Origin of the sequence: Paraburkholderia sp. IW21 (genome assembly GCF_041321145.1) — a bacterium.
Lineage (GTDB): Bacteria > Pseudomonadota > Gammaproteobacteria > Burkholderiales > Burkholderiaceae > Paraburkholderia.
Genome location: NZ_JBGGWA010000001.1, coordinates 85863 through 106327 on the forward strand (window position 1 = coordinate 85863; position 20465 = coordinate 106327).

Annotated in this window: 21 protein-coding genes; 5 read left to right on the forward strand and 16 right to left on the reverse strand. The window is 61.4% G+C overall.

Annotated elements, in window-relative coordinates:
* Positions 1–60: 60 nt before the first annotated feature.
* From ACAX43_RS00385 to asd, 4 genes are all read right to left on the reverse strand, one after another.
* The gene (locus ACAX43_RS00385) at positions 61–774 is read right to left on the reverse strand and encodes a phosphoribosylanthranilate isomerase (RefSeq protein WP_370706451.1); all 714 of its coding nucleotides are present in this window, start codon (positions 772–774) and stop codon (positions 61–63) included.
* Positions 771–1583: a tRNA pseudouridine(38-40) synthase TruA gene (truA, locus tag ACAX43_RS00390; protein WP_370706452.1), complete on the reverse strand. Its 813-nt coding sequence runs from the start codon at positions 1581–1583 to the stop codon at positions 771–773. The genes ACAX43_RS00385 and truA overlap by 4 nt, the downstream gene beginning before the upstream one ends.
* Positions 1580–4135 (reverse strand): FimV/HubP family polar landmark protein, encoded by a 2556-nt coding sequence (locus ACAX43_RS00395; protein WP_370706453.1) that lies wholly within the window; start codon positions 4133–4135, stop codon positions 1580–1582. The genes truA and ACAX43_RS00395 overlap by 4 nt, the downstream gene beginning before the upstream one ends.
* Positions 4136–4273: 138 nt before the next feature.
* Positions 4274–5395, reverse strand: a complete 1122-nt coding sequence (gene asd, locus ACAX43_RS00400; RefSeq protein ID WP_370706454.1) for an aspartate-semialdehyde dehydrogenase — start codon at positions 5393–5395, stop codon at positions 4274–4276.
* Here asd and ACAX43_RS00405 point away from each other — a divergent pair.
* A complete protein-coding gene (locus ACAX43_RS00405) occupies positions 5394–5729 on the forward strand; it encodes a hypothetical protein (RefSeq protein WP_370706455.1) in 336 nt (111 codons plus the stop codon). The two genes, asd and ACAX43_RS00405, sit on opposite strands and share 2 nt — an antisense overlap.
* A 12-nt stretch (positions 5730–5741) precedes the next feature.
* Here the strand turns inward: ACAX43_RS00405 and leuB are convergent, their stop codons facing one another.
* The 12 genes from leuB to ACAX43_RS00465 all read right to left on the reverse strand — a co-directional run bounded on the left by leuB (position 5742) and on the right by ACAX43_RS00465 (position 15673).
* Positions 5742–6818, reverse strand: coding sequence for a 3-isopropylmalate dehydrogenase (gene leuB / locus ACAX43_RS00410; protein WP_370706456.1), 1077 nt, complete (start codon positions 6816–6818; stop codon positions 5742–5744).
* Between the two features lie 64 nt (positions 6819–6882).
* The gene (leuD, locus tag ACAX43_RS00415) at positions 6883–7536 is read right to left on the reverse strand and encodes a 3-isopropylmalate dehydratase small subunit (RefSeq protein WP_370706457.1); all 654 of its coding nucleotides are present in this window, start codon (positions 7534–7536) and stop codon (positions 6883–6885) included.
* A gap of 86 nt (positions 7537–7622) precedes the next feature.
* Complete coding sequence (locus tag ACAX43_RS00420; protein ID WP_370706458.1) at positions 7623–7781, reverse strand: entericidin A/B family lipoprotein; 159 nt, start codon at positions 7779–7781, stop codon at positions 7623–7625.
* A gap of 5 nt (positions 7782–7786) precedes the next feature.
* A complete protein-coding gene (gene leuC / locus ACAX43_RS00425) occupies positions 7787–9196 on the reverse strand; it encodes a 3-isopropylmalate dehydratase large subunit (RefSeq protein WP_370706459.1) in 1410 nt (469 codons plus the stop codon).
* A 140-nt stretch (positions 9197–9336) separates the two neighbouring features.
* The gene (locus tag ACAX43_RS00430) at positions 9337–9543 is read right to left on the reverse strand and encodes a DUF3079 domain-containing protein (protein ID WP_370706460.1); all 207 of its coding nucleotides are present in this window, start codon (positions 9541–9543) and stop codon (positions 9337–9339) included.
* Positions 9544–9768: 225 nt separating this feature from the next.
* Positions 9769–11070: a citrate synthase gene (gene gltA, locus ACAX43_RS00435; RefSeq protein WP_370706461.1), complete on the reverse strand. Its 1302-nt coding sequence runs from the start codon at positions 11068–11070 to the stop codon at positions 9769–9771.
* Positions 11071–11146: 76 nt separating this feature from the next.
* Positions 11147–11419, reverse strand: coding sequence for a succinate dehydrogenase assembly factor 2 (locus ACAX43_RS00440; protein ID WP_370706462.1), 273 nt, complete (start codon positions 11417–11419; stop codon positions 11147–11149).
* A gap of 1 nt (position 11420) precedes the next feature.
* A complete protein-coding gene (locus tag ACAX43_RS00445) occupies positions 11421–12125 on the reverse strand; it encodes a succinate dehydrogenase iron-sulfur subunit (protein ID WP_007178777.1) in 705 nt (234 codons plus the stop codon).
* Between the two features lie 24 nt (positions 12126–12149).
* Positions 12150–13925, reverse strand: coding sequence for a succinate dehydrogenase flavoprotein subunit (gene sdhA, locus ACAX43_RS00450; RefSeq protein ID WP_370706463.1), 1776 nt, complete (start codon positions 13923–13925; stop codon positions 12150–12152).
* A 4-nt stretch (positions 13926–13929) separates the two neighbouring features.
* Positions 13930–14298 (reverse strand): succinate dehydrogenase, hydrophobic membrane anchor protein, encoded by a 369-nt coding sequence (gene sdhD, locus ACAX43_RS00455; protein ID WP_054034791.1) that lies wholly within the window; start codon positions 14296–14298, stop codon positions 13930–13932.
* A 3-nt stretch (positions 14299–14301) separates the two neighbouring features.
* Positions 14302–14715, reverse strand: coding sequence for a succinate dehydrogenase, cytochrome b556 subunit (gene sdhC, locus ACAX43_RS00460; protein WP_370706464.1), 414 nt, complete (start codon positions 14713–14715; stop codon positions 14302–14304).
* Between the two features lie 157 nt (positions 14716–14872).
* Positions 14873–15673: a GntR family transcriptional regulator gene (locus ACAX43_RS00465; protein ID WP_370706465.1), complete on the reverse strand. Its 801-nt coding sequence runs from the start codon at positions 15671–15673 to the stop codon at positions 14873–14875.
* A 583-nt stretch (positions 15674–16256) separates the two neighbouring features.
* Here ACAX43_RS00465 and ACAX43_RS00470 point away from each other — a divergent pair.
* The 4 genes from ACAX43_RS00470 (at position 16257) to ACAX43_RS00485 (ending at position 20448) form a co-directional block, all read left to right on the forward strand.
* Positions 16257–17240, forward strand: coding sequence for a malate dehydrogenase (locus ACAX43_RS00470; RefSeq protein ID WP_370706466.1), 984 nt, complete (start codon positions 16257–16259; stop codon positions 17238–17240).
* Positions 17241–17468: 228 nt separating this feature from the next.
* Complete coding sequence (locus ACAX43_RS00475; protein ID WP_370706467.1) at positions 17469–18485, forward strand: CoA ester lyase; 1017 nt, start codon at positions 17469–17471, stop codon at positions 18483–18485.
* 166 nt (positions 18486–18651) lie between these two features.
* Entirely contained in the window at positions 18652–19839 is a 1188-nt protein-coding gene (prpC, locus tag ACAX43_RS00480; protein ID WP_370706468.1) for a 2-methylcitrate synthase, read from the forward strand.
* A 105-nt stretch (positions 19840–19944) separates the two neighbouring features.
* A complete protein-coding gene (locus ACAX43_RS00485; RefSeq protein WP_370706469.1) occupies positions 19945–20448 on the forward strand; it encodes a hypothetical protein in 504 nt (167 codons plus the stop codon).
* Positions 20449–20465: the final 17 nt, after the last annotated feature.

Here is a 20465-nt window from a genome sequence, read left to right on the forward strand (position 1 = left end):
GATGATCACTCTTCTCAGTGTGGCGCGCGGCTTTCATACGAGAAAACCGCACCGCCTGAATCATTCGGCGTCCGCTGCGCGCACTGCGCGTACGAATGCCGCCATCCGGGCGTGATCCTTCACGCCCTTGGCGCCCGGCACTTCGATGCCGCTCGAGACATCGACCGCGTACGGGCGCACGCGATGGATCGCATCACTGACGTTTTGCGCGTTCAACCCACCACTCAAAACGGCCCGACGCGCGAGCTCTGCTGGAATAAGTGACCAATCGAAAACCTTCCCGCCGCCGCCATAGCCTTCGACATGGGTGTCGAACAGGAGGCCGCTGGCTGCTGAATAGTTAAGCGCTGATTTTACCAAATCTGCCGGTTGAGTATCCGCTGCGACTCGCAACGCGCGCAACCAAGGCAAACCCGCAACCCCGGCGAGCGATTCGCATTGCGCCGCGGTCTCGTCGCCGTGAAATTGCAGCAGCGTGAGCCCGACATTGCTCGCGACTTCGCGGATCCAGTCCGGCGTAGCGTTGACGAACAGACCGACTACCGACACGAACGGCGGCACATCGCGCACCAGTTCGACGGCCTGCGCGACGCTTACCGAGCGTGGGCTCGGGGGATAAAACACAAGACCGATCGCGTCGGCGCCGAGGTCGATTGCCTGCGTCACATCTTCCGGCTTCGACAGGCCGCACAGCTTGATGCGCGTGCGGCGTGGCGCGGCTTGCTGCTGCGCGCCGGCGTCAGTTTCACCCGTGAGATTTTCGGTTGATTTCATGTTTCCGGTTGCTCGGTCCATACGGTACTCCACGGCACGGCGCCTATCTGCGGTGCCGGCACGGCGAATTGCTCAGGATAGCCCACCTGCGCGAGATACAGGCCGTCCGGCATGAAGGTCGGCGCGGCACAGTCACGATCGCGGCTGGCGAGCACCTCGGCCATCCATTCGGCCGAGTGGCGTCCGCGGCCGATATCGACGAGACAGCCCATCAGGTTGCGCACCATATGGTGCAGGAACGCGTTCGCCCGAAAGCGGAAATGGACGAAGTCGCCCTGTTGCCGCATGTCGATCTGATGCAGATGCTTGATCGGCGTTTTCGCCTGACATTGCGACGAACGGAACGCCGAAAAATCGTGCTCGCCGATCAGGTGAGCGGCGGCGGCCCGCATCGCGTCGACGTCGACCGGCGTGTGCACCCAGCCGGTCCGCGCAGCCTGGATCGGCGAGCGGAACGGGTGGACGTACAGGACGTAGTAATAGGTCCGCTCGAACGCCGAGAAGCGCGCGTGGAACTCGTCGGGCATCGGCTTGGCCCACTGCACAGCAATTGTCTTCGGCAGGAAGGCGTTGGTGCCGCGAATCCACGAAAAGTCCGTGCGATCGAGTTCAGTGTCGAAGTGCACGACTTGGCCCAGGCCGTGCACGCCGGTGTCCGTGCGACCCGCCACGACGGTATGCACGGGCGTCTGCGCGAATTCGCGCAACGCCCGTTCGAGTTCGTCCTGCACGGTTTTGCGGTGCAACTGCGACTGCCAACCGCAGAATGCCGAGCCGTCGTACTGGACGCCAAGCGCAATACGCTTCACGACAACGGCGCGAGCGTCGAGAGCAACGCGCGGGCCTCGGTGCGCGTGGCGGGATCGTTCGCTTCGATCACTTCGTTGATGAGCGTGCGCGCGCCGGACAGATCGCCGAGGTCGATATATTCCGCGGCCAGATCGAGCTTGTTGCGGGCGATGCGGGTGAGATCGGCCTGCGTGAAGGCGGGTAACGGCTGCGCCGGGCTCGGCGGCAATTCGAGGTCGAAATCGAGCTTCAGCGCGCCGAAGCCGGCCGCGCCGAGGCCCGCGACGGCTGCATGGCCCGCAGTGCCGGCGGCGATTTCATCGGCGATATGCGGGGTGTCGTCCGGATCGTAAGGCTCAATGGCTTGCTGGGCAGTGGTTTCCGGCGATGCAACCGGCTGTGTCGACAGCGAGGCGGGTGTGCTCACCGGGTCGGCGGTGGATTCGACGCGCGGCGGCAACGGCATATCGAGACTGCCGAACGCATTGACGGCGTCGCGCGGAAATTCGGCCGGAACAGTCGGCGCTGGCTGAATGTGCGCGACGGGTGCCGGCTCGACCTTCAATGCGCCATCAGGCGTAGCGGTTTCGGTGCGGGAATACGGCTCATGAGACGGCTGATACGTCGGTGCGACGGGGTCTGCGTCCTGTTCCGCCATGGGCACTGCCGACGCCGATGTGTCGGGCACCGGATGCGCCGACGTATCGCTGTAAGGCTGACCGAGCGGCGAAGTGGTGTGCGGCTCGACGTGCTGCTGCGTGAAATCGATGACCGGTGGCGGCGTGTCCAGATGGTGCTGCGGCTCAGACGGCGGTTCTTCCAGCGGGGCCGCCGAGGCGCTCGATGCCGGCTCGTCGTCCCATTGCAGACGGTGCGCAGGCACCTCTTGCGGGAAGGTCTCATTGACCGGGTCAAGCGGCGTCAGCGGCAAGGCTTCAGCGCCGAGTTCCGCAGCAGCTGCAAGGCTGGCGGCCGTCGTCGCCCCGTCGAGGTTTTCGTGCGGGGCGGCGGGAAGAGGTTCGGACGTGAAACCGCTGTGTGCAGCCGGCGCGATGTCCGGGTTCGGCTGCGAAAATTCGAAGGGTGCGGACGCCGCGTGGCCTTCTTGCCCGGCTTGCTGGGACACGTTGAGGTCTTGTGCGGGGAAGGCGGTGTGCGATTGGCGGGCCGCAGCTTCACGTTCTGCTGTGAGGGGGTCCGTGGCTGCACGTTCTGCTGCTTGCTCGGCAGCCGCTCGGCGAATTTCCGCTTCACGCTCGGCCGCCACGCGCTCTGCCACTTCCCGCGCCGCCGCCTCATTTGCTGCAGCCTCCCGTTCAGCCGCTGCCAATGCCGCGTACCGCGCCGCGGCTTCTTCGTTCGCGCCTGACGCTTCGCGTACCGGCACCGGCTCGTCCGTAGAAACGACGTCCCGCGGCCCAGTCACTCGCGCAGACGCCACGGCTGCGTCATCTGTCGGTGCGTCTTCAGCCCGGGCAACGCCCACGCGCTTGCGCCGAAGCAAGCGCAAAGCCGCCAACAACACCACCAACGCCGCGCCGATCGCGGCCGCCACGCTCAAATTCGTCTGCGAAATACCGGCGTCGTTCGACGTGGAAATCGCCGCGCTGCCGTGACTCGGAACGGCTGCCGCAAACGACGCGCCCACCGGCGGCTGCGCGCGGTTCGTCGATGCGGTACCCGTCGCTGCCGGCAAACCGCCGATGCCGTGCTTCTGCAACTCCATCAGCACGCGGTTTTTCAGCGCCAGCAATTGCTGCAAGCTGGACACCTGCGTATGTGGCTGCGACGCCTGCTGTGCCGCAGCCGTCGCTGGAGCGGTCGCGGCAGCAGGCGCCGACATCCCTTCCGCAGCCTCACTGGCCGAAGGCTCGATCGATCCCGACCACGCATGTGCGCCACTGGCCGGCACCCCTCCAGCCTGCGAACCCGCTACCGGCGCCGACGAAAGCGCACCGGTCATCGCGGTACTGCCCGGCACTCCCGGGCTTGCTTGAGCTGTCGAGCCGGCCGTCCCCGACACTGCTGGCGTGGCCGGTGCCGCAGCATGAGCCGTAGCACTTGCCGCACTCGCCGCAGCGGCGTTGACCTGTGCCACCCCGCTCGCCGCGCTAACTGCCATCGCCGCATTCGGCGTGGGAGCGGCGGCCGCAGAAGCAGTAGATGCAGACCCCGCAACCGGCTCAGACGCCGCCAAGGCGCCAGAGGCATCCAACACCGGAACCGTCAGCAGCGCACCCACGCGCATCCGGTTCGGGTCATGGCTCATAAAGGCATTCGGATTCGCATCGAACAGCGCGCGTGAAGCGCGTGCGAGCGTCGCCCGATCGTGCGACTGGGTGACGGCAATCGCCACGTCGTTCAACGACTGACCCGGCCGCACCGTAAATTGGCCGCCCGCCGCGGAAGAAACGGAAGCGCCCTCCGCCGCGCTCGCGGCGTCGCCGGGCGCTGCCACCGCGCTGCTCACGCCAGCGCCGGCCAGCGCGAAAGCCAAAGCGGCCGCGACCGCCAGTCGGCCCGTACCTTGATAAATAGTCATAGCCCGAAGGGGAGAGAGTCGAAGGTTCATCGGGACTCCTGGCGCGTCAGCGCGCAGCCCTTTTTTGCGTTGGAAAGAGACAAGATAGTCGGAGCACACAATGAAAAAAGCGCCGCGCAAGCGCGACGCTTCTTAAGTTTTCTACGCGTCGTGAGCGCGTAGTTTACTTTACTTGTCGAGCACAATGCGAAGCATGCGACGCAGCGGTTCGGCCGCGCCCCACAGAAGCTGATCGCCGACCGTGAACGCCGACAGATATTCGCCGCCCATCGCCAGTTTGCGCACCCGGCCGACCGGCACGGTCAGCGTACCCGTTACCACAGCCGGGGACAGATCGCGCATCGACGCTTCGCGCTCGTTCGGCACGACCTTGACCCAGTCGTTACCCGACGCGAGGATGCTGTTCACTTCGTCCAGCGGCACGTCCTTGTTCAGCTTGATGGTCAGCGCCTGTGAGTGGCAGCGCATTGCGCCGATCCGCACGCACAGACCGTCCACCGGAATCGAACCCGGCGTGCCCATAGCCGGCTTGCCGAGGATCTTGTTGGTTTCAGCACCGCCCTTCCACTCTTCCTTCGACATGCCGTTGCCGAGATCCTTGTCGATCCACGGAATCAGCGAACCGGCGAGCGGCACGCCGAAGTTGTCGGTCGGCATGCGGTCGCTGTTCATGGCAGACAACACGCGGCGGTCGATGTCGAGAATCGCCGACGACGGATCCGCCAGGTCTTCCTTAGCCGCACCATACAGCGTACCCATTTGCTGCAACAGTTCGCGCATGTTCTGCGCGCCCGCGCCCGAAGCGGCCTGATACGTCATGGCCGTCATCCAGTCGACGAGGTTTTCACGGAACAGGCCGCCCAGCGCCATCAGCATCAGGCTGACTGTGCAGTTGCCGCCGATAAAATTCTTCTGGCCCTTGACCAGCGCGTTCTTGATTACGTCGAGGTTGACCGGATCGAGAATGATGACCGCGTCATCCTTCATGCGCAGCGACGAAGCCGCGTCGATCCAGTAGCCGTTCCAGCCCGCTGCGCGCAGCTTCGGGAACACTTCATTGGTGTAATCGCCGCCCTGGCACGAGATGATCGCTTCGCACTTCTTCAGGTCTTCGATGCTTGTCGCATCTTTGAGCGTGGTCTCGTTTTTGGCGAACGACGGCGCGTTGCCGCCCGCGTTGCTGGTGCTGAAAAACACCGGTTCGATCAAGTCGAAATCGCCTTCCTGCTGCATACGTTGCATCAGGACGCTGCCGACCATACCGCGCCAACCTACGAGACCTACGTTCATGACTTCATACCCTTCGAGTGGAAACTTCCCCGCATCTTTTGCCCGCAGTGACCGCGCGGGGAAGATGAGCGGGCACGACGGACGATCAGCGTTTCGTGATCGTTTTCGGGGTAATCGTTTTAATGAGTGCTTTGATGATAATGGCGAGCGCAACCACACGGGCCGTTTTGCCGTGCAGTTTGGAAATCGAGGAGATTTGAGCTGTGTGCGCCATCGCTACAATATACACGAAAACCGGAATCCGGCGACGTCATTCGCCGCTATCGTCCGTATTACGCGCGAATCGGCCTGTTTCAAGGCCGATTCGCGTTTTAAAGGCCGTTTGACGACCTAACTACCGCCTGTTTCAAAGCGCCTTCAACGCTGCGACGACAGCATCGCCCATCGCCACGGTGCCGACCTGCTTGCAACCCGGCGTCAAAATGTCGCCGGTGCGGAAGCCCTGTTCCAGCACTTTTTTCACCGCGCTTTCGATGCGATCGGCCTGTTCTGCCTTGTTCAGCGAATAGCGCAGCATCATTGCGGCCGACAGAATCGTTGCCAGCGGATTCGCCACGCCTTTACCGGCGATATCCGGCGCCGAACCGTGCGACGGCTCGTACAAGCCCTTGTTGTTCTTGTCGAGCGAGGCCGACGGCAGCATGCCGATCGAGCCCGTCAGCATCGCGGCTTCGTCGGAAAGGATGTCGCCGAACATGTTGCCGGTGACGATCACGTCGAACGATTTCGGCGCCTTTACCAGTTGCATGGCCGCGTTGTCGACGTACATGTGCGACAGCTCGACATCCGCGTATTCCTTCGACACGTCGATCATCACGTCCTTCCAGAACTGCGACGTTTCGAGCACGTTGGCCTTGTCCACCGAAGTCAGCTTCTTGCCGCGCTTTTGCGCCGCCTGAAACGCGACGTGCGCGATGCGGCGCACTTCGGGCTCCGAATAGCGCATGGTGTCGAAGCCTTCTTTCGAGCCGGCGAACAGGCCGTCCGGCGCCTCGCGCACGCCGCGCGGCGCGCCGAAGTAGATGTCGCCGTTCAATTCACGCACGATCAGGATGTCGAGGCCCGAAACAATTTCTTCTTTCAACGACGAAGCACCCGTCAGTTGCGGATAGCAGATCGCCGGACGGAAGTTGGCGAACAATTGCAGATGCTTGCGCAGGCCGAGAATCGCCTGCTCAGGACGCAGCGCGCGCTCGAGGCTATCGTACTTCCAGTCGCCGACGGCGCCGAACAGAATCGCATCCGCTTCTTTCGCCAGCGCCAGGGTCGAATCGGGCAGCGGATGGCCCTTCGCTTCGTAGCCCGCGCCGCCCACCGGTGCTTCTTCGAGTTCGAACTTTTCGCCGAGCACGTTCAGGACCTTGATGGCCTCCTTGACGATTTCGGGACCGATGCCGTCGCCCGGCAAGACTGCGATCTTCATGCGAATTTCCTTGATGATTTTCTTCGAGACTTTTGAACCTGAATCAGCGAACGAGCCCTAGCCTTCAGCCGACAATCCGATGAGCCAGCCAAGGCTGCTTCGTGATCCGCTCGGCTTCGAACTGGCGAATCTTGTCCGCGTGACGCAGCGTGAGGCCGATGTCGTCGAAACCGTTCAGCAGGCAATACTTGCGGAAGCCCGCGACTTCGAACGGATACTCCGCGCCGCCGTCCGACGTGCGCACGACTTGCGCTTCCAGATCGATGGTCAGCTGAAAACCGTTGAACGCGTAGGTTTCGTTGAACAGGTGATCGACTTGCTGTTCGGTCAGTACGATCGGCAACACGCCGTTCTTGAAGCAGTTGTTGTAGAAAATATCGGCGAAGCTCGGCGCGATCAACGCGCGAAAACCGTATTGCTGCAACGCCCACGGCGCGTGTTCGCGCGAACTGCCGCAACCAAAGTTCTTGCGCGCCAGCAGCACCGATGCGCCCTGATAACGCGGCTGATTCAGCACGAAATCCGGATTCAGCGGACGCTTCGAATTGTCCTGACCCGGCTCGCCGTGGTCGAGATAGCGCCATTCGTCGAACGCATTCGGACCGAAGCCCGTGCGCTTGATCGACTTCAGGAATTGCTTCGGAATGATCGCGTCCGTGTCGACGTTCTCGCGATCGAGCGGCGCCACGACGCCGGTGTGTACGATGAATTTATCCATGACGCTTGCGCCTGTTTCAAGACCGGGCGATGCGCGTGGCGGCCGGAAGGTCACCCGCCGCATCGCCGGCAAAAATCAAAAACCGCTTATTTGTCAGCGTGGTTGCTGATCGAATTGCCGAGGTGCGACATGTCCTGCCCGAATCCGTGCACCGTGTTGCAGCCGGCCAGGCCGAGCAATAGCCCGGCCAGAGTACCGAGTGCGAAGCGGCGCAATAGAGTGGTGCGATTCACGTTCTTCATCATGCGAATTATCCAAGCTTGCGAATATCGACGAAATGCCCTTCGATAGCCGCTGCCGCAGCCATCGCGGGGCTCACGAGGTGGGTACGGCCACCGGCGCCCTGACGACCTTCAAAATTGCGATTCGACGTGGACGCGCAACGCTCGCCCGGATCCAACCGGTCGGCGTTCATCGCGAGACACATCGAGCAACCGGGCTCACGCCATTCGAAACCGGCGTCGGTAAAGACCTTGTCGAGGCCCTCGCGTTCCGCTTGCGCCTTCACCAGACCCGAACCCGGCACCACCATCGCCAGACGGATGTTCGGTGCGACGCGGCGGCCCAGCTTCTTCACAACGTATGCCGCGGCGCGAATGTCTTCAATGCGCCCGTTGGTGCACGACCCGATGAAGATTTTATCCGGCTTGATCGATTCGATCGGCGCATTCGGTTCGAGCGCCATGTACTTCAACGCGCGTTCCATCGCGTCGCGCTTGACCGGGTCCTTTTCGCGCTCCGGGTCCGGCACGCGGCCGTCCACAGCGGTGACCATTTCAGGCGACGTGCCCCATGTGACTTGCGGCACGATTTCAGCCGCGTTCAGTTCGACCACGCGATCGAATTGCGCACCGTCATCCGACTTGAATTGCTTCCAGTATTCGACCGCGTGATCCCACTCGACGCCTTCCGGCGAGAACGGACGGCCCTTCAGGTATTCGATGGTCGTGTCGTCGACCGCGACCATGCCGGCGCGTGCGCCTGCCTCGATCGCCATATTGCAGACCGTCATGCGGCCTTCCATGGACAGCGCGCGAATCGTCGACCCGCCGAATTCGATCGCGTAGCCGGTGCCGCCTGCCGTGCCGATCTTGCCGATGATCGCGAGCACGATGTCTTTCGCGGTACAGCCGCGCGGCAGCGGGCCTTCGACCTTCACCAGCATATTCTTGCTCTTCTTCTGCAAGAGCGTTTGCGTGGCCAGCACGTGTTCGACTTCCGACGTACCGATGCCGTGCGCCAGCGCGCCGAAGGCACCATGCGTGGACGTGTGCGAGTCGCCGCAGACAATCGTCATGCCCGGCAGCGTGGCGCCCTGCTCCGGCCCGATGATGTGCACGATGCCCTGCCGCAGATCGTTCATCTTGAACTGCGTGATGCCGAAGGCGTCGCAGTTCGAATCAAGCGTATCGACTTGCAGCTTCGAGACCGGATCGGCGATGCCGTGGCTGCGATCCGTGGTGGGGACGTTGTGGTCCGACACCGCCAGATTCGCGCTGATACGCCACACCGGACGCTGAGCCAGCTTCAGGCCTTCGAACGCCTGAGGGCTGGTGACTTCGTGCAGCAGGTGACGGTCGATATAGAGGATCGTCGTACCGTCTTCTTCCGTGTGGATCACGTGCGTGTTCCACAATTTGTCGTAGAGAGTCTGTGCCATGGTATGCGAGGTAGTAATGACTGCGGGCTGACTGTGTCGATCGATTATGCCACGCAGAACCCCGCCCTGGGCTCATGAATCAAGGAGAAAACCGATAAAAAACAGGGAGTTGGGTGGTAGTGGCGATACCTGTATGGGTGTTACCCGGCAAGGGGTTGCGTGGCGTGCGTGAGTTCCGCAGCAACGCTTTGCTCCCATTCGAGCCAGTCTTTGCCGATAAGCTCGACCGGATGCTGGGTCCGGTCGTTACCGTTGCCACAGTTCATCGAATCCGCCGCGCAATACTTGTCACATCCCCAGCAGTTTCGTTCCGGGTGCCTGGGATGCAGAGGGAATTTCTTCGCCATTTGATCCGACCTCGCAGGTGCGATGGCGCGAAGGACAAACACGAACCACGCCATCCTCATTATCCCTCTGCGACAAGCACTAAAACGTTGCATGCGGCAATCGGACCTATCAAAACAAACGCCCCAACGGTTAACCCGTTGGGGCGTTTTTAATCTGCCTGGCTCATCGACTCAGCGCAGTTCACAGCCCGACAGGCCTCTGCACCGCGCCGATGAACCCCTGGCTTAGCGTTGCGCGATCGGCTTCGCTTCACGCGGCGTATCGCCGATGAACAGCTGACGCGGACGACCAATCTTCTGTTCCGGATCGGCGATCATTTCGTTCCACTGTGCAATCCAGCCGACCGTACGTGCCATCGCGAAGATACACGTGAACATCGACGTCGGAATACCGAGCGCGCGCTGCACGATACCCGAGTAGAAGTCGACGTTCGGGTACAGCTTACGCGACACGAAGTATTCGTCTTCCAGAGCGATCTTTTCCAGAGCCATGGCCAGCTTGAACAGCGGGTCGTCATGCAGACCCAGCTCTTCGAGCACTTCGTGGCAGGTTTCACGCATCAGCTTGGCACGCGGATCGTAGTTCTTGTAGACGCGGTGACCGAAGCCCATCAGCTTCACGCCCGAGTTCTTGTCCTTCACCTGCTTGATGAACTCAGGAATGTTGTCGACCGAGCCGATTTCTTCCAGCATGTTCAGCGCGGCTTCGTTCGCACCACCGTGCGCCGGGCCCCACAGACAGGCGATACCCGCTGCGATACACGCGAACGGATTCGCGCCCGACGAACCGGCCAGACGGACGGTCGAGGTCGAAGCATTCTGTTCGTGGTCGGCGTGCAGGATCAGGATGCGGTCCAGAGCGCGCACCAGCACGTCGTTGACTTTGTACTCTTCGCACGGGTTCGAGAACATCATGTGCATGAAGTTCGCGCTGTACGACAGGTCGTTCTTCGGGTACGCAAACGGCTGGCCGATGCTGTACTTGTACGCCATGGCGACCAGCGTGGGCAGCTTCGCGATCATGCGAATAGCCGACACTTCACGGTGACGCGGATTGTTGATGTCGAGCGAGTCGTGATAGAAGGCCGACAGCGCGCCGACTGCCGCGACCAGAATCGCCATCGGGTGCGCGTCGCGGCGGAAACCGCGGAAGAAGAAGTGCATCTGCTCGTGCACCATCGTGTGCTTCGTGACGGTGTTCACGAACTCTTCTTTCTGCTGCGCGTTCGGCAGTTCGCCCTTCAGCAGCAAATAGCAGGTTTCGAGGAAGTCGGCGTTTTCCGCGAGCTTGTCGATCGGGTAGCCGCGGTACAGCAGCTCGCCCTTGTCGCCGTCGATGTAGGTGATCGCCGAATTGCAGGCCGCCGTCGACATGAAGCCCGGGTCGTACGTGAACTTGCCGGTCTGGCCGTACAGTTTGCGGATGTCGATCACGTCTGGGCCGAGTGTGCCCTTGTAAATCGGCATTTCAACGCTCGGCGAATTGTCGCTGAACGATAGCGTGGCTTTAACATCTGACGGGGTCATAGCACATCCTCAATCGAAGTATGGAAACAGGGTTTCGATATTTGCACGCCTGGAACAACGGACAAGCGAGCAGCGCTTAAGCGTTGCGCAGCAACTCCAGCACCCGGATCACATCCGGGTCGGCAAGGTCGCCTTCCGGTTCCTTGCGCGCGAGCAGCAAGTCCATCAGGTCGTTATCGCTCAGTTCGAGCAGGCGCGTGAGCGCGCCCACGTCCGCATCGCTGAGGTCATGCTCATATCGGCTGAAAAAACGATCAAAGATCAGATCGTTTTCCAGCAAGCCGCGCCGCGCGCGCCAGCGAAGGCGCGCGCGGCGAAGAGGGTCGGACTGATGCGAAGATTCTTGCATCTCAGACAGCGCGGCGAACCATCAATTCCTTGATCTTGCCGATCGCCTTGGTCGGGTTCAGGCCCTTCGGGCAGACGTCGACGCAATTCATGATCGTATGGCAACGGAACAGACGGTACGGATCTTCCAGGTTGTCGAGGCGTTCGCCGGTCGCTTCGTCGCGGCTATCTGCGATGAAACGATAGGCTTGCAACAGGCCGGCCGGGCCAACGAACTTGTCCGGATTCCACCAGAAGCTCGGGCACGAGGTCGAGCAGCTGGCGCACAGAATACATTCGTACAGGCCGTCGAGCTCGTCGCGTTCTTCCGGCGACTGCAGACGTTCCTTTTCCGGCGGCGGCGTATCGTTGATCAGGTAAGGCTTGATCGAGTGATACTGGTTGAAGAACTGCGTGAAGTCGCAGATCAGGTCGCGCACGACGGGCAGGCCCGGCAGCGGACGCAGCACGATCTTCTGCGGCAGGTCGTTCATGTTCTGCAAGCAGGCCAGACCGTTCTTGCCGTTGATGTTCATCGCGTCCGAACCACACACGCCTTCGCGGCACGAACGGCGGAACGACAAGGTTTCGTCGACCGCTTTCAGCTTCAGCAGCGCGTCGAGCAGCATGCGTTCGTGCGAGTCGATTTCGATCTCGTACGTTTGCATGCGCGGCGCTGCGTCCTTATCCGGATCGTAGCGGTAAATTTCAAATGTACGCTTAGCCATTTCTGAATTCCTTTGACTTGTGCCTTAGAAGGTACGCGCTTTCGGCGGCACCGATTCGACGGTCAGCGGCTGCATGTGAACCGGCTTGTAGTCGAGGCGGTCACCTTCGCTGAACCACAGCGTATGGCGCAGCCAGTTTTCGTCGTCGCGAAGTTCGAAGTCGTTCTGTGCGTGCGCGCCGCGGCTTTCCTTGCGCGCTTCGGCGGAGACCATCGTGGCGCGCGCCACTTCGATCAGGTTCGCCACTTCCAGCGCTTCGATGCGCGCCGTGTTGAACACCTTCGACTTATCCTTCAGATGGATGTTGTCGACCCGTTCAGCCACTTCGCGAATCTTCTGGACGCCTTCGGACAGCAGCGCCGACGTACGGAACACGCCTGCGTGAGCCTGCATGGTGGCGCGGATGTCGTTAGCGACAGATTGCGTGTATTCGCCCGACGAGGACTTGTCCAGCTTGTCCAGACGCGACAGCGCGAAGTCAGCAGCGTCGGCCGGCAGCGGCTTGTGCTCCTTGATTTCCCGCACGTGCTTGACGATATGGTTGCCGGCCGCGCGGCCGAACACCACCAGGTCGAGCAGCGAGTTCGTGCCCAGGCGGTTCGCGCCGTGCACGGACACGCACGAGCATTCGCCCACTGCGTAGAAACCGTTGACGACTTCTTCATGACCCTTCGACGTGCCAACGACCTGGCCGTTAATGCTCGTCGGGATACCACCCATCTGATAGTGGATGGTCGGCACGACCGGGATCGGTTCCTTGATACAGTCGACATTCGCGAACTTCATGGCGATTTCGCGGATCGACGGCAGACGCTTCATGATCGTCTCGGCGCCGATGTGCGACAGGTCGAGCAGCACGTGATCCTTGTTCGGACCCACGCCACGGCCTTCCTTGATTTCCTGATCCATCGAACGCGAAACGAAGTCGCGCGGCGCCAGATCCTTCAGCGTCGGTGCGTAGCGTTCCATGAAACGCTCGCCGTCCGAATTACGCAGAATGCCGCCTTCGCCACGCACGCCTTCGGTAATCAGCACGCCCGCGCCGGCCACGCCGGTGGGGTGGAATTGCCAGAATTCCATGTCTTGCAGCGCGATGCCCGAACGCGCAGCCATGCCGAGGCCGTCACCGGTGTTGATGAACGCATTCGTGGAGGCCGCGAAGATCCGGCCCGCACCGCCCGTAGCGAACAGCGTGGTCTTGCCTTCGAGGATGTAGACGTCGCCGGTTTCCATTTCCAGCGCGGTCACGCCGAGCACGTCGCCCTCAGCGTCGCGGATCAGATCCAGCGCCATCCATTCGACGAAGAACTGCGTCTTGGCCGCAACGTTCTGCTGGTACAGCGTGTGCAGCAGCGCGTGACCGGTACGGTCAGCCGCCGCGCAGGCGCGTTGCACCGGCTTTTCGCCGTAGTTCGCGGTATGGCCGCCGAACGGGCGTTGGTAAATCGTGCCGTCCGCATTGCGGTCGAACGGCATACCCATGTGTTCCAGTTCGTAGACAGCGTTCGGTGCTTCACGGCACATGAACTCGATCGCATCCTGGTCGCCGAGCCAGTCGGAACCCTTGATCGTGTCGTAGAAGTGATAGTGCCAATTGTCTTCGCTCATGTTGCCGAGCGAAGCGCCGATGCCGCCTTGGGCAGCGACCGTGTGCGAACGCGTCGGGAACACCTTGGACAGCACGCAAACCGACAGGCCGGCACGCGCGAGTTGCAGCGAAGCGCGCATCCCCGAGCCGCCTGCGCCGACGATGACCACGTCGAATTTGCGACGCGGCAGAGAATTCTTGATTGCAGCCATTCTTTTACACTCTCCAGAGAATCTGCGCAGCGTAGCCCGCACATGCGAGCAGCCAGACGATCGTCAGCGCTTGAAGAAACAGGCGCGTGCCAACGGGCTTCACATAGTCCATCCAGATGTCGCGGATACCAACCCACGCGTGATAGAACAGCGACAGCAGCGTGACAAACGTGGCGAGCTTCATCCATTGCGTCGCGAAGATCGACGCCCAACCGTCATACGAGAAATCGCGCGCGCCGAAGAACCAGGCGAGCAGGATGACCGTGTAGACCGCCATGATGCAGGCGGTGATGCGCTGCGCGAGCCAGTCGCGCAGACCGTAATGCGCGCCGACAACAAGACGCTTCGGACCGATTCGGTTATTAGCTGCCATTTTTTAGAATGCTCCGAACAGTTTTGCCGCGAATGCGATGGTGAGCAGCGACGACACGACGAGAACCACGATGGAGGTTTGCTTGCCACCTTCCTTGCTGACCGCGCGGTGCGTGTCCATCACCAGGTGACGGATGCCGGCGCAGAAGTGAAACAGGAAGGCCCACGCGAGAACGAGCGTGATGAGCTTGACGATGATGTTGGAGAGGAAGCCCTTGAACACTTCGAAACTGAGTTCGGAAGTCAGGCTCTGATCGAAGAGGTACAGCAGGAACGGAAGAAATACAAAAAGCAGCAAACCGCTTACGCGATGTAAGATCGACACACGCCCCGCTAGAGGGAGACGATACGCCGTCAATATCTGTCCGATACCGATGTTCCGGAATTCCGGCCTCGGTTTTTTTACGGCTTCAGCCATGCTAGACCCCTACTATGTAGTCACACTAATCCGCAATTTTAGCGCCTTTTTATATCGCGCTGCAGCGAAAACCACTACAGGTCCGTTACAGCACGCGCGATAAAGGCGCCTTCAAACAGGCGCGCGTGTGGGACGCCGCGCCTTCGTTCAGCCCGATTCAGCTCAGATCGTTCTGATAGTAATACCCGGTCGTGACATACCAACCACGGCGCACCTCGACCGGCCGGTCCCCATATGTATAGGACACGCGCTCGACCGAAAGCAGCGGAAAACCCGCCGGCACATGCAGCAGATCGGCGACCGTTGGCTCAGCTGCAACCGCGCGGATCTTCTCCGTCGCGCGGATCATGCGCGTGCCGAATTCAGTCTCGAACATTGCGTAAAGGGGACCTTTATACTCCGACAGCCGCTCGAGCGTGAGCCCGCGGAACACCGCGCCGGGCAACCAGATTTCGTCGAGTACGGTGACTTCGCCGTCGAACTGCAGCAAGCGCTTGATCAGCACTACCGGATCGGCGGCCTTGAGATCGAGTTGCCGGGCGATGTCCGCCGATGCACGCAAGCGCCGGCATTCAAGCAGGTGGCTGACATGCGGATGTTCCGCGCCATCATCGGCCAGCAATCTGAGGAAGCGAAACTGGGCGCGGTCTTCATTGTGCGTTGCAACGAAAGTGCCCTTGCCCTGGCGGCGCACCAGCAGGTTGTCGGCCGCAAGCTCGTCGATCGCTTTGCGCACCGTCCCCTGGCTGACCTTGTATCTGGCCGCCAATTCGACTTCACTAGGAATGATCTCGCCCGGCCTCCATTCGCCGCTTTCGAGGCTCTGCGTAATCAAGCCCTTGATCTGCTGATACAAGGGGCTGAAAGTGGGCGACGTAGCGGGCGGGGCAGCGGATACACCCTCGCCCGTGGCCCCATGGCCGTTCGGATTCGCGGTGTTCGCCTGGTTGGAAGTCATCCGCGCATTTCATCATAAAGGGACCGGCCGCGTCTAGGGTTTTCCCCGCAACAGATATGTCTTATATAAGACATAAGATAATGTTGACTTTGTGTCTGACGACTCCTACACTCCTTGTCGAGCAAGGGTTTGCGGGCTTTTTGGCGGCTGTTTTGCACGATGCAATGCAGCGCCGTAGCGCACCGGCAGCCACTCTGCGCCATGCAGTTCCCACGCAATCCAGGTTTCGATTCGCCGCCATTCGTTGGCCAGACGCTTGCCGAAACGCGCTGTTTGCAGGAGCCCGCACCGTGCAGCGGCTACCCGGCGCAACATGTCCCACTCCCGCCCTCTCAAGAAAACGCAGGGCCGCCCCACGTTTTCTTGCCCCCTCGGGGGGCTTGGCGCGAAGCGTCAAGTTGGGGGCACGCAGCAGTACAGGTTTCCGGCATGGCGGTCTTGCCGCAGCGCGCCGCACAGCCTCGGCACATTCCGAGGCCGTACGCGAACAGTGAATTCCGCCGTGTTTCACAACGCTTCGCTGAACGCGCATATAGAATGGCGTTTTCCCTAGCGTCTAACGCATCGTCCTGGAGATTTCTCAATGGCTAAGCCCGCAAAGCGCGTTGCCGTCACCGGCGCCGCAGGTCAAATCGCTTACTCCCTGCTGTTCCGCATCGCCAATGGCGACCTGCTCGGCAAGGATCAGCCGGTGGTCCTGCAACTGCTCGACCTGCCGCAAGCGCAAGGCGCCGTCAAAGGCGTCGTGATGGAACTGGATGATTGCGCATTCCCGCTGCTGTCGGGTGTCGTGATCACTGACGATCCGAAGGTCGCATTCAAGGATGCCGACGTTGCCCTGCTGGTCGGCGCACGTCCGCGTTCGAAAGGCATGGAGCGTAAAGACCTGCTGTCGGCAAACGCCGAAATCTTCACGGTTCAGGGCAAGGCGCTGAACGAAGTCGCCAGCCGCGACGTGAAGGTGCTGGTGGTCGGCAACCCGGCCAACACGAATGCCTACATCGCGATGAAGTCGGCGCCGGATCTGCCGAAGAAGAACTTCACCGCCATGCTGCGTCTGGACCACAACCGCGCGCTGTCGCAACTGGCTGCCAAGTCGGGCAAGCCGGTCGCTTCGATTGAAAAACTGGCAGTGTGGGGCAACCACTCGCCGACCATGTACCCGGATTTCCGCGTTGCAACGGCTGATGGTCAAGATCTGACCAAGCTGATCAACGACGAAGAATGGAACCGCAACACGTTCATCCCGACCGTCGGCAAGCGCGGCGCGGCGATCATCGAAGCGCGTGGCTCGTCGTCGGCGGCTTCGGCAGCTAACGCTGCGATCGACCACGTGCGTGACTGGGTGCTCGGCACGAACGGCAAGTGGGTGACGATGGGTATCCCGTCGGACGGTTCGTACGGCATTCCGGAAGACATCGTCTACGGTGTGCCGGTTACGTGCGAAAACGGCGAGTACAAGCGTGTGGAAGGCCTGGCAATCGACGCGTTCTCTCGCGAAAAGATGGACGGCACGCTGAACGAGTTGCTCGAAGAGCGCGAAGGCGTTCAACACCTGCTCGGTTAAACACCTGATGCAGACGAAACCGGAACTCCAAAGCTTTATCGCGGCGGGTTCCGGTTTTTTACGTGCGAATGCAGGTACGTCCCATGAAGTTGCGGTTCACGTCGCAATTTGTCGTGCCAGTATTCGCCTCCGATTCGAACGCGCTTTGCGTCATGGCTTGCTGATCGCCGAGCAGAACGCGTCCGAATCCGATTTACTCACCCGACCAACAGAATCCTGACGCCGAAGATGCGCGCCCTCACACCCGCCGAAGTGCTGTTTGACGGCGAAGTGCCGCCCGCTGTGCTGCCTGCCTGCGATCACTACGCCGGCAGCGAGAAGCTGATGCTGAAATCGCTCGCGTTGCAGCAGCAACTCGGCGCAGTGTTCGATATCACGCTCGATTGTGAAGACGGCGCGCAGGTCGGCCGCGAAGCCGAACACGCGGAACTGGTCGCGTCGCTGCTGGGCAGCGAGCATGATTGCTTCGGCCGCGTCGGCGTGCGGATTCATGACTTCAATCATCCGCACTGGCGCGACGACGTCCGTCTCATTCTGCGCGCGGCAAAGCGGACGCCCGCTTTCATCACCCTGCCGAAAATCCGCAACGTCCCCGATGCCGCCGAAATGGCCGCGTTCATCGAAGCGACGCGGCGTGAGCTCGGCATTGCGCAGCCGGTGCCGGTGCAACTGCTGGTCGAAACGCATGGCGCGTTGACGCGTGTGTTCGATCTGGCCGCGCTCCCCGGCGTCGAGGCGCTGAGCTTTGGCCTGATGGACTTCGTATCCGCGCACGATGGCGCGATTCCCGACACCGCCATGCGTTCGCCCGGCCAGTTCGATCATCCGCTGGTGCGGCGCGCGAAACTTGAGATTTCGGCAGCCTGCCATGCGTATGGCAAGGTGCCGTCGCATAACGTCAGCACCGAAGTGCGCGACATGAGCGTGGTGGCAAACGACGCCGCCCGCGCCCGCAACGAGTTCGGCTACACGCGCATGTGGAGCATCCATCCGGCGCAGATCGAAGCGATCGTCGCTGCATTTGCACCGCGCGACGAAGAAATCGTCACCGCCACCGAAATTCTGCTGGCCGCGCAGTCTGCGCAATGGGGACCCACGCGTTATCACAACACGCTGCACGACCGGGCAAGCTATCGCTATTACTGGTCAGTGCTGCGTCGCGCGCAATCCACGGGTCGCGCCGTCCCGCAAGACGCCGCGCCGCTCTTCACGAAAGTGGGCGCTAACGGGCAAGCCGCATCATGAGCACGATGGTCAATGCAGCAGCCGGCGCGGTCGCGCTGGACGGCCCTCAGGCGCGCCGCCTTGCAATGGAATCGGGGCAGCGGCAGCGTCAGGCGGGCGCAGAATGCGCGTTTCAAGCCACGGTTCGACGAGAAGCAACGAGCAGGCACAAAGGAGATTGCGGGAGATGAGCGAGACGACGCAAACCGCCGGTGCACAAGGCGAAAACGAATCTAAAAGCGCCTTCAAACCGAAGAAGTCCGTGGCGCTGTCCGGCGTGACGGCCGGCAACACCGCGCTCTGCACGGTCGGCAAGACCGGCAACGACCTGCACTACCGCGGCTACGACATTCTCGATATCGCCAGTGCGTGCGAATTCGAAGAAATCGCGTATCTGCTCGTGCATGAAAAACTGCCGACGCAAGCCGAACTGACCGCCTACAAGACCCGGCTCAAGGCGCTGCGCGGTTTGCCCGCGAACGTGAAAGCCGCGCTCGAATGGATTCCGGCCGCCGCTCACCCGATGGACGTGATGCGCACCGGCGTATCGGTCCTCGGCACGGTATTGCCTGAGAAAGACGACCACAACCTGCCGGGCGCACGCGACATCGCCGACAAGCTGATGGCCTCGCTCGGTTCGATGCTGCTGTACTGGTACCACTACTCGCACAACGGCAAGCGCATCGAAGTCGAAACCGACGACGATTCGATCGGCGGCCATTTCCTGCATCTGCTGCACGGTGTAGAGCCGTCGAAGGAATGGGTCGACGCGATGCATGTGTCGCTGAACCTGTACGCCGAGCATGAATTCAACGCATCGACCTTCACCGGCCGCGTGATCGCGGGCACGGGATCGGACATTTACTCGGCGATTACGGGCGCAATCGGCGCACTGCGCGGCCCGAAGCACGGCGGCGCCAACGAAGTCGCGTTCGAAATCCAGTCGCGCTATCAGACGCCGGATGAAGCCGAAGCCGATATCCGTAAGCGCGTCGAAAACAGGGAAGTGGTGATCGGTTTCGGCCACCCGGTGTACACGATCTCCGATCCGCGCAACAAGGTCATCAAGGACGTCGCGAAGAAGCTCTCGAAGGAAGCGGGCAATACCAAGCTGTTCAACATCGCCGAGCGTCTGGAAGCGGTGATGTGGGAAGCGAAGAAGATGTTCCCGAACCTCGACTGGTTCAGCGCGGTCTCGTATCACATGATGGGCGTGCCGACGGCGATGTTCACGCCGCTCTTCGTGATCGCCCGCACGGCGGGCTGGAGCGCGCACATCATCGAGCAACGCATCGACAACAAGATCATTCGTCCGAGTGCGAATTACACCGGCCCCGAGAATTTGAAGTACGTGCCGTTAAATAGGAGAAAATAGCGGTCGCTGTGCGCTTTCAAAGCGCGTGCAGTTCAACCCCTGCGGTTGCCAGGACCGGTAGCTCGCGTACTGTTCAACTGAAACCAGATAGAAAGGTTCTCCCTCATGAAAAAACTGATGATCGCCGCCGTGATTGGCGCCCTGTCCACGACGATGCTAACCGTCGCGACTGACGCCGCTGCGCAAACGGCGACCACCACGAAGCCGGCTGCCAAGGCTGTGCCGAAGAAGCCGCAACCGAAACGCCTGATCAAGCGCAAGGCCAATCCGGCCAAGGAAGCGAAGGTCGATGCGGTGCCGGAAGGCTCGGAAAAGTGGTCGTGCAACGAAGGTCTGGCATTCGACCTGAAGGGCGACATGACACGTGACCAGATCGTCACGGTTCACTGGGCGAACAAAAATTACAATCTGCCCCGCGAAACGACCACCACGGGCGCGGAGCGTTTCCACGACGCAGCATCGGGTATGGACCTGGTCGTGATCCCGACAAAGGCCATGTTGTTCTCGGACAAGGACAGCGCGCGTCTGGCCGACGAGTGCAAAACGGCAGCCATGCAGCAAGGCGCACCGGCTCCGACGCAATCGAACGCGGTCAACAAGTCCAACTAAGTCATCGTCATCAGGAA

Excerpts from the sequence above, each read along its gene's own strand:
- ACAX43_RS00445 (WP_007178777.1), bottom strand. The coding sequence starts at position 12,125 with ATGGCTAAGCGTACATTTGAAATTTACCGCTACGATCCGGATAAGGAC.
- ACAX43_RS00440 (WP_370706462.1), bottom strand. The coding sequence starts at position 11,419 with ATGCAAGAATCTTCGCATCAGTCCGACCCTCTTCGCCGCGCGCGCCTT.
- leuB (WP_370706456.1), bottom strand. The coding sequence starts at position 6,818 with ATGAAGATCGCAGTCTTGCCGGGCGACGGCATCGGTCCCGAAATCGTC.
- leuC (WP_370706459.1), bottom strand. The coding sequence starts at position 9,196 with ATGGCACAGACTCTCTACGACAAATTGTGGAACACGCACGTGATCCAC.
- ACAX43_RS00420 (WP_370706458.1), bottom strand. The coding sequence starts at position 7,781 with ATGATGAAGAACGTGAATCGCACCACTCTATTGCGCCGCTTCGCACTC.
- ACAX43_RS00470 (WP_370706466.1), top strand. The coding sequence starts at position 16,257 with ATGGCTAAGCCCGCAAAGCGCGTTGCCGTCACCGGCGCCGCAGGTCAA.
- asd (WP_370706454.1), bottom strand. The coding sequence starts at position 5,395 with ATGAACGTAGGTCTCGTAGGTTGGCGCGGTATGGTCGGCAGCGTCCTG.
- ACAX43_RS00465 (WP_370706465.1), bottom strand. The coding sequence starts at position 15,673 with ATGACTTCCAACCAGGCGAACACCGCGAATCCGAACGGCCATGGGGCC.
- gltA (WP_370706461.1), bottom strand. The coding sequence starts at position 11,070 with ATGACCCCGTCAGATGTTAAAGCCACGCTATCGTTCAGCGACAATTCG.
- ACAX43_RS00395 (WP_370706453.1), bottom strand. The coding sequence starts at position 4,135 with ATGAACCTTCGACTCTCTCCCCTTCGGGCTATGACTATTTATCAAGGT.
- ACAX43_RS00385 (WP_370706451.1), bottom strand. The coding sequence starts at position 774 with ATGAAATCAACCGAAAATCTCACGGGTGAAACTGACGCCGGCGCGCAG.
- ACAX43_RS00430 (WP_370706460.1), bottom strand. The coding sequence starts at position 9,543 with ATGGCGAAGAAATTCCCTCTGCATCCCAGGCACCCGGAACGAAACTGC.
- ACAX43_RS00475 (WP_370706467.1), top strand. The coding sequence starts at position 17,469 with ATGCGCGCCCTCACACCCGCCGAAGTGCTGTTTGACGGCGAAGTGCCG.
- sdhD (WP_054034791.1), bottom strand. The coding sequence starts at position 14,298 with ATGGCAGCTAATAACCGAATCGGTCCGAAGCGTCTTGTTGTCGGCGCG.
- sdhC (WP_370706464.1), bottom strand. The coding sequence starts at position 14,715 with ATGGCTGAAGCCGTAAAAAAACCGAGGCCGGAATTCCGGAACATCGGT.
- ACAX43_RS00485 (WP_370706469.1), top strand. The coding sequence starts at position 19,945 with ATGAAAAAACTGATGATCGCCGCCGTGATTGGCGCCCTGTCCACGACG.
- sdhA (WP_370706463.1), bottom strand. The coding sequence starts at position 13,925 with ATGGCTGCAATCAAGAATTCTCTGCCGCGTCGCAAATTCGACGTGGTC.
- ACAX43_RS00405 (WP_370706455.1), top strand. The coding sequence starts at position 5,394 with ATGACTTCATACCCTTCGAGTGGAAACTTCCCCGCATCTTTTGCCCGC.
- leuD (WP_370706457.1), bottom strand. The coding sequence starts at position 7,536 with ATGGATAAATTCATCGTACACACCGGCGTCGTGGCGCCGCTCGATCGC.
- prpC (WP_370706468.1), top strand. The coding sequence starts at position 18,652 with ATGAGCGAGACGACGCAAACCGCCGGTGCACAAGGCGAAAACGAATCT.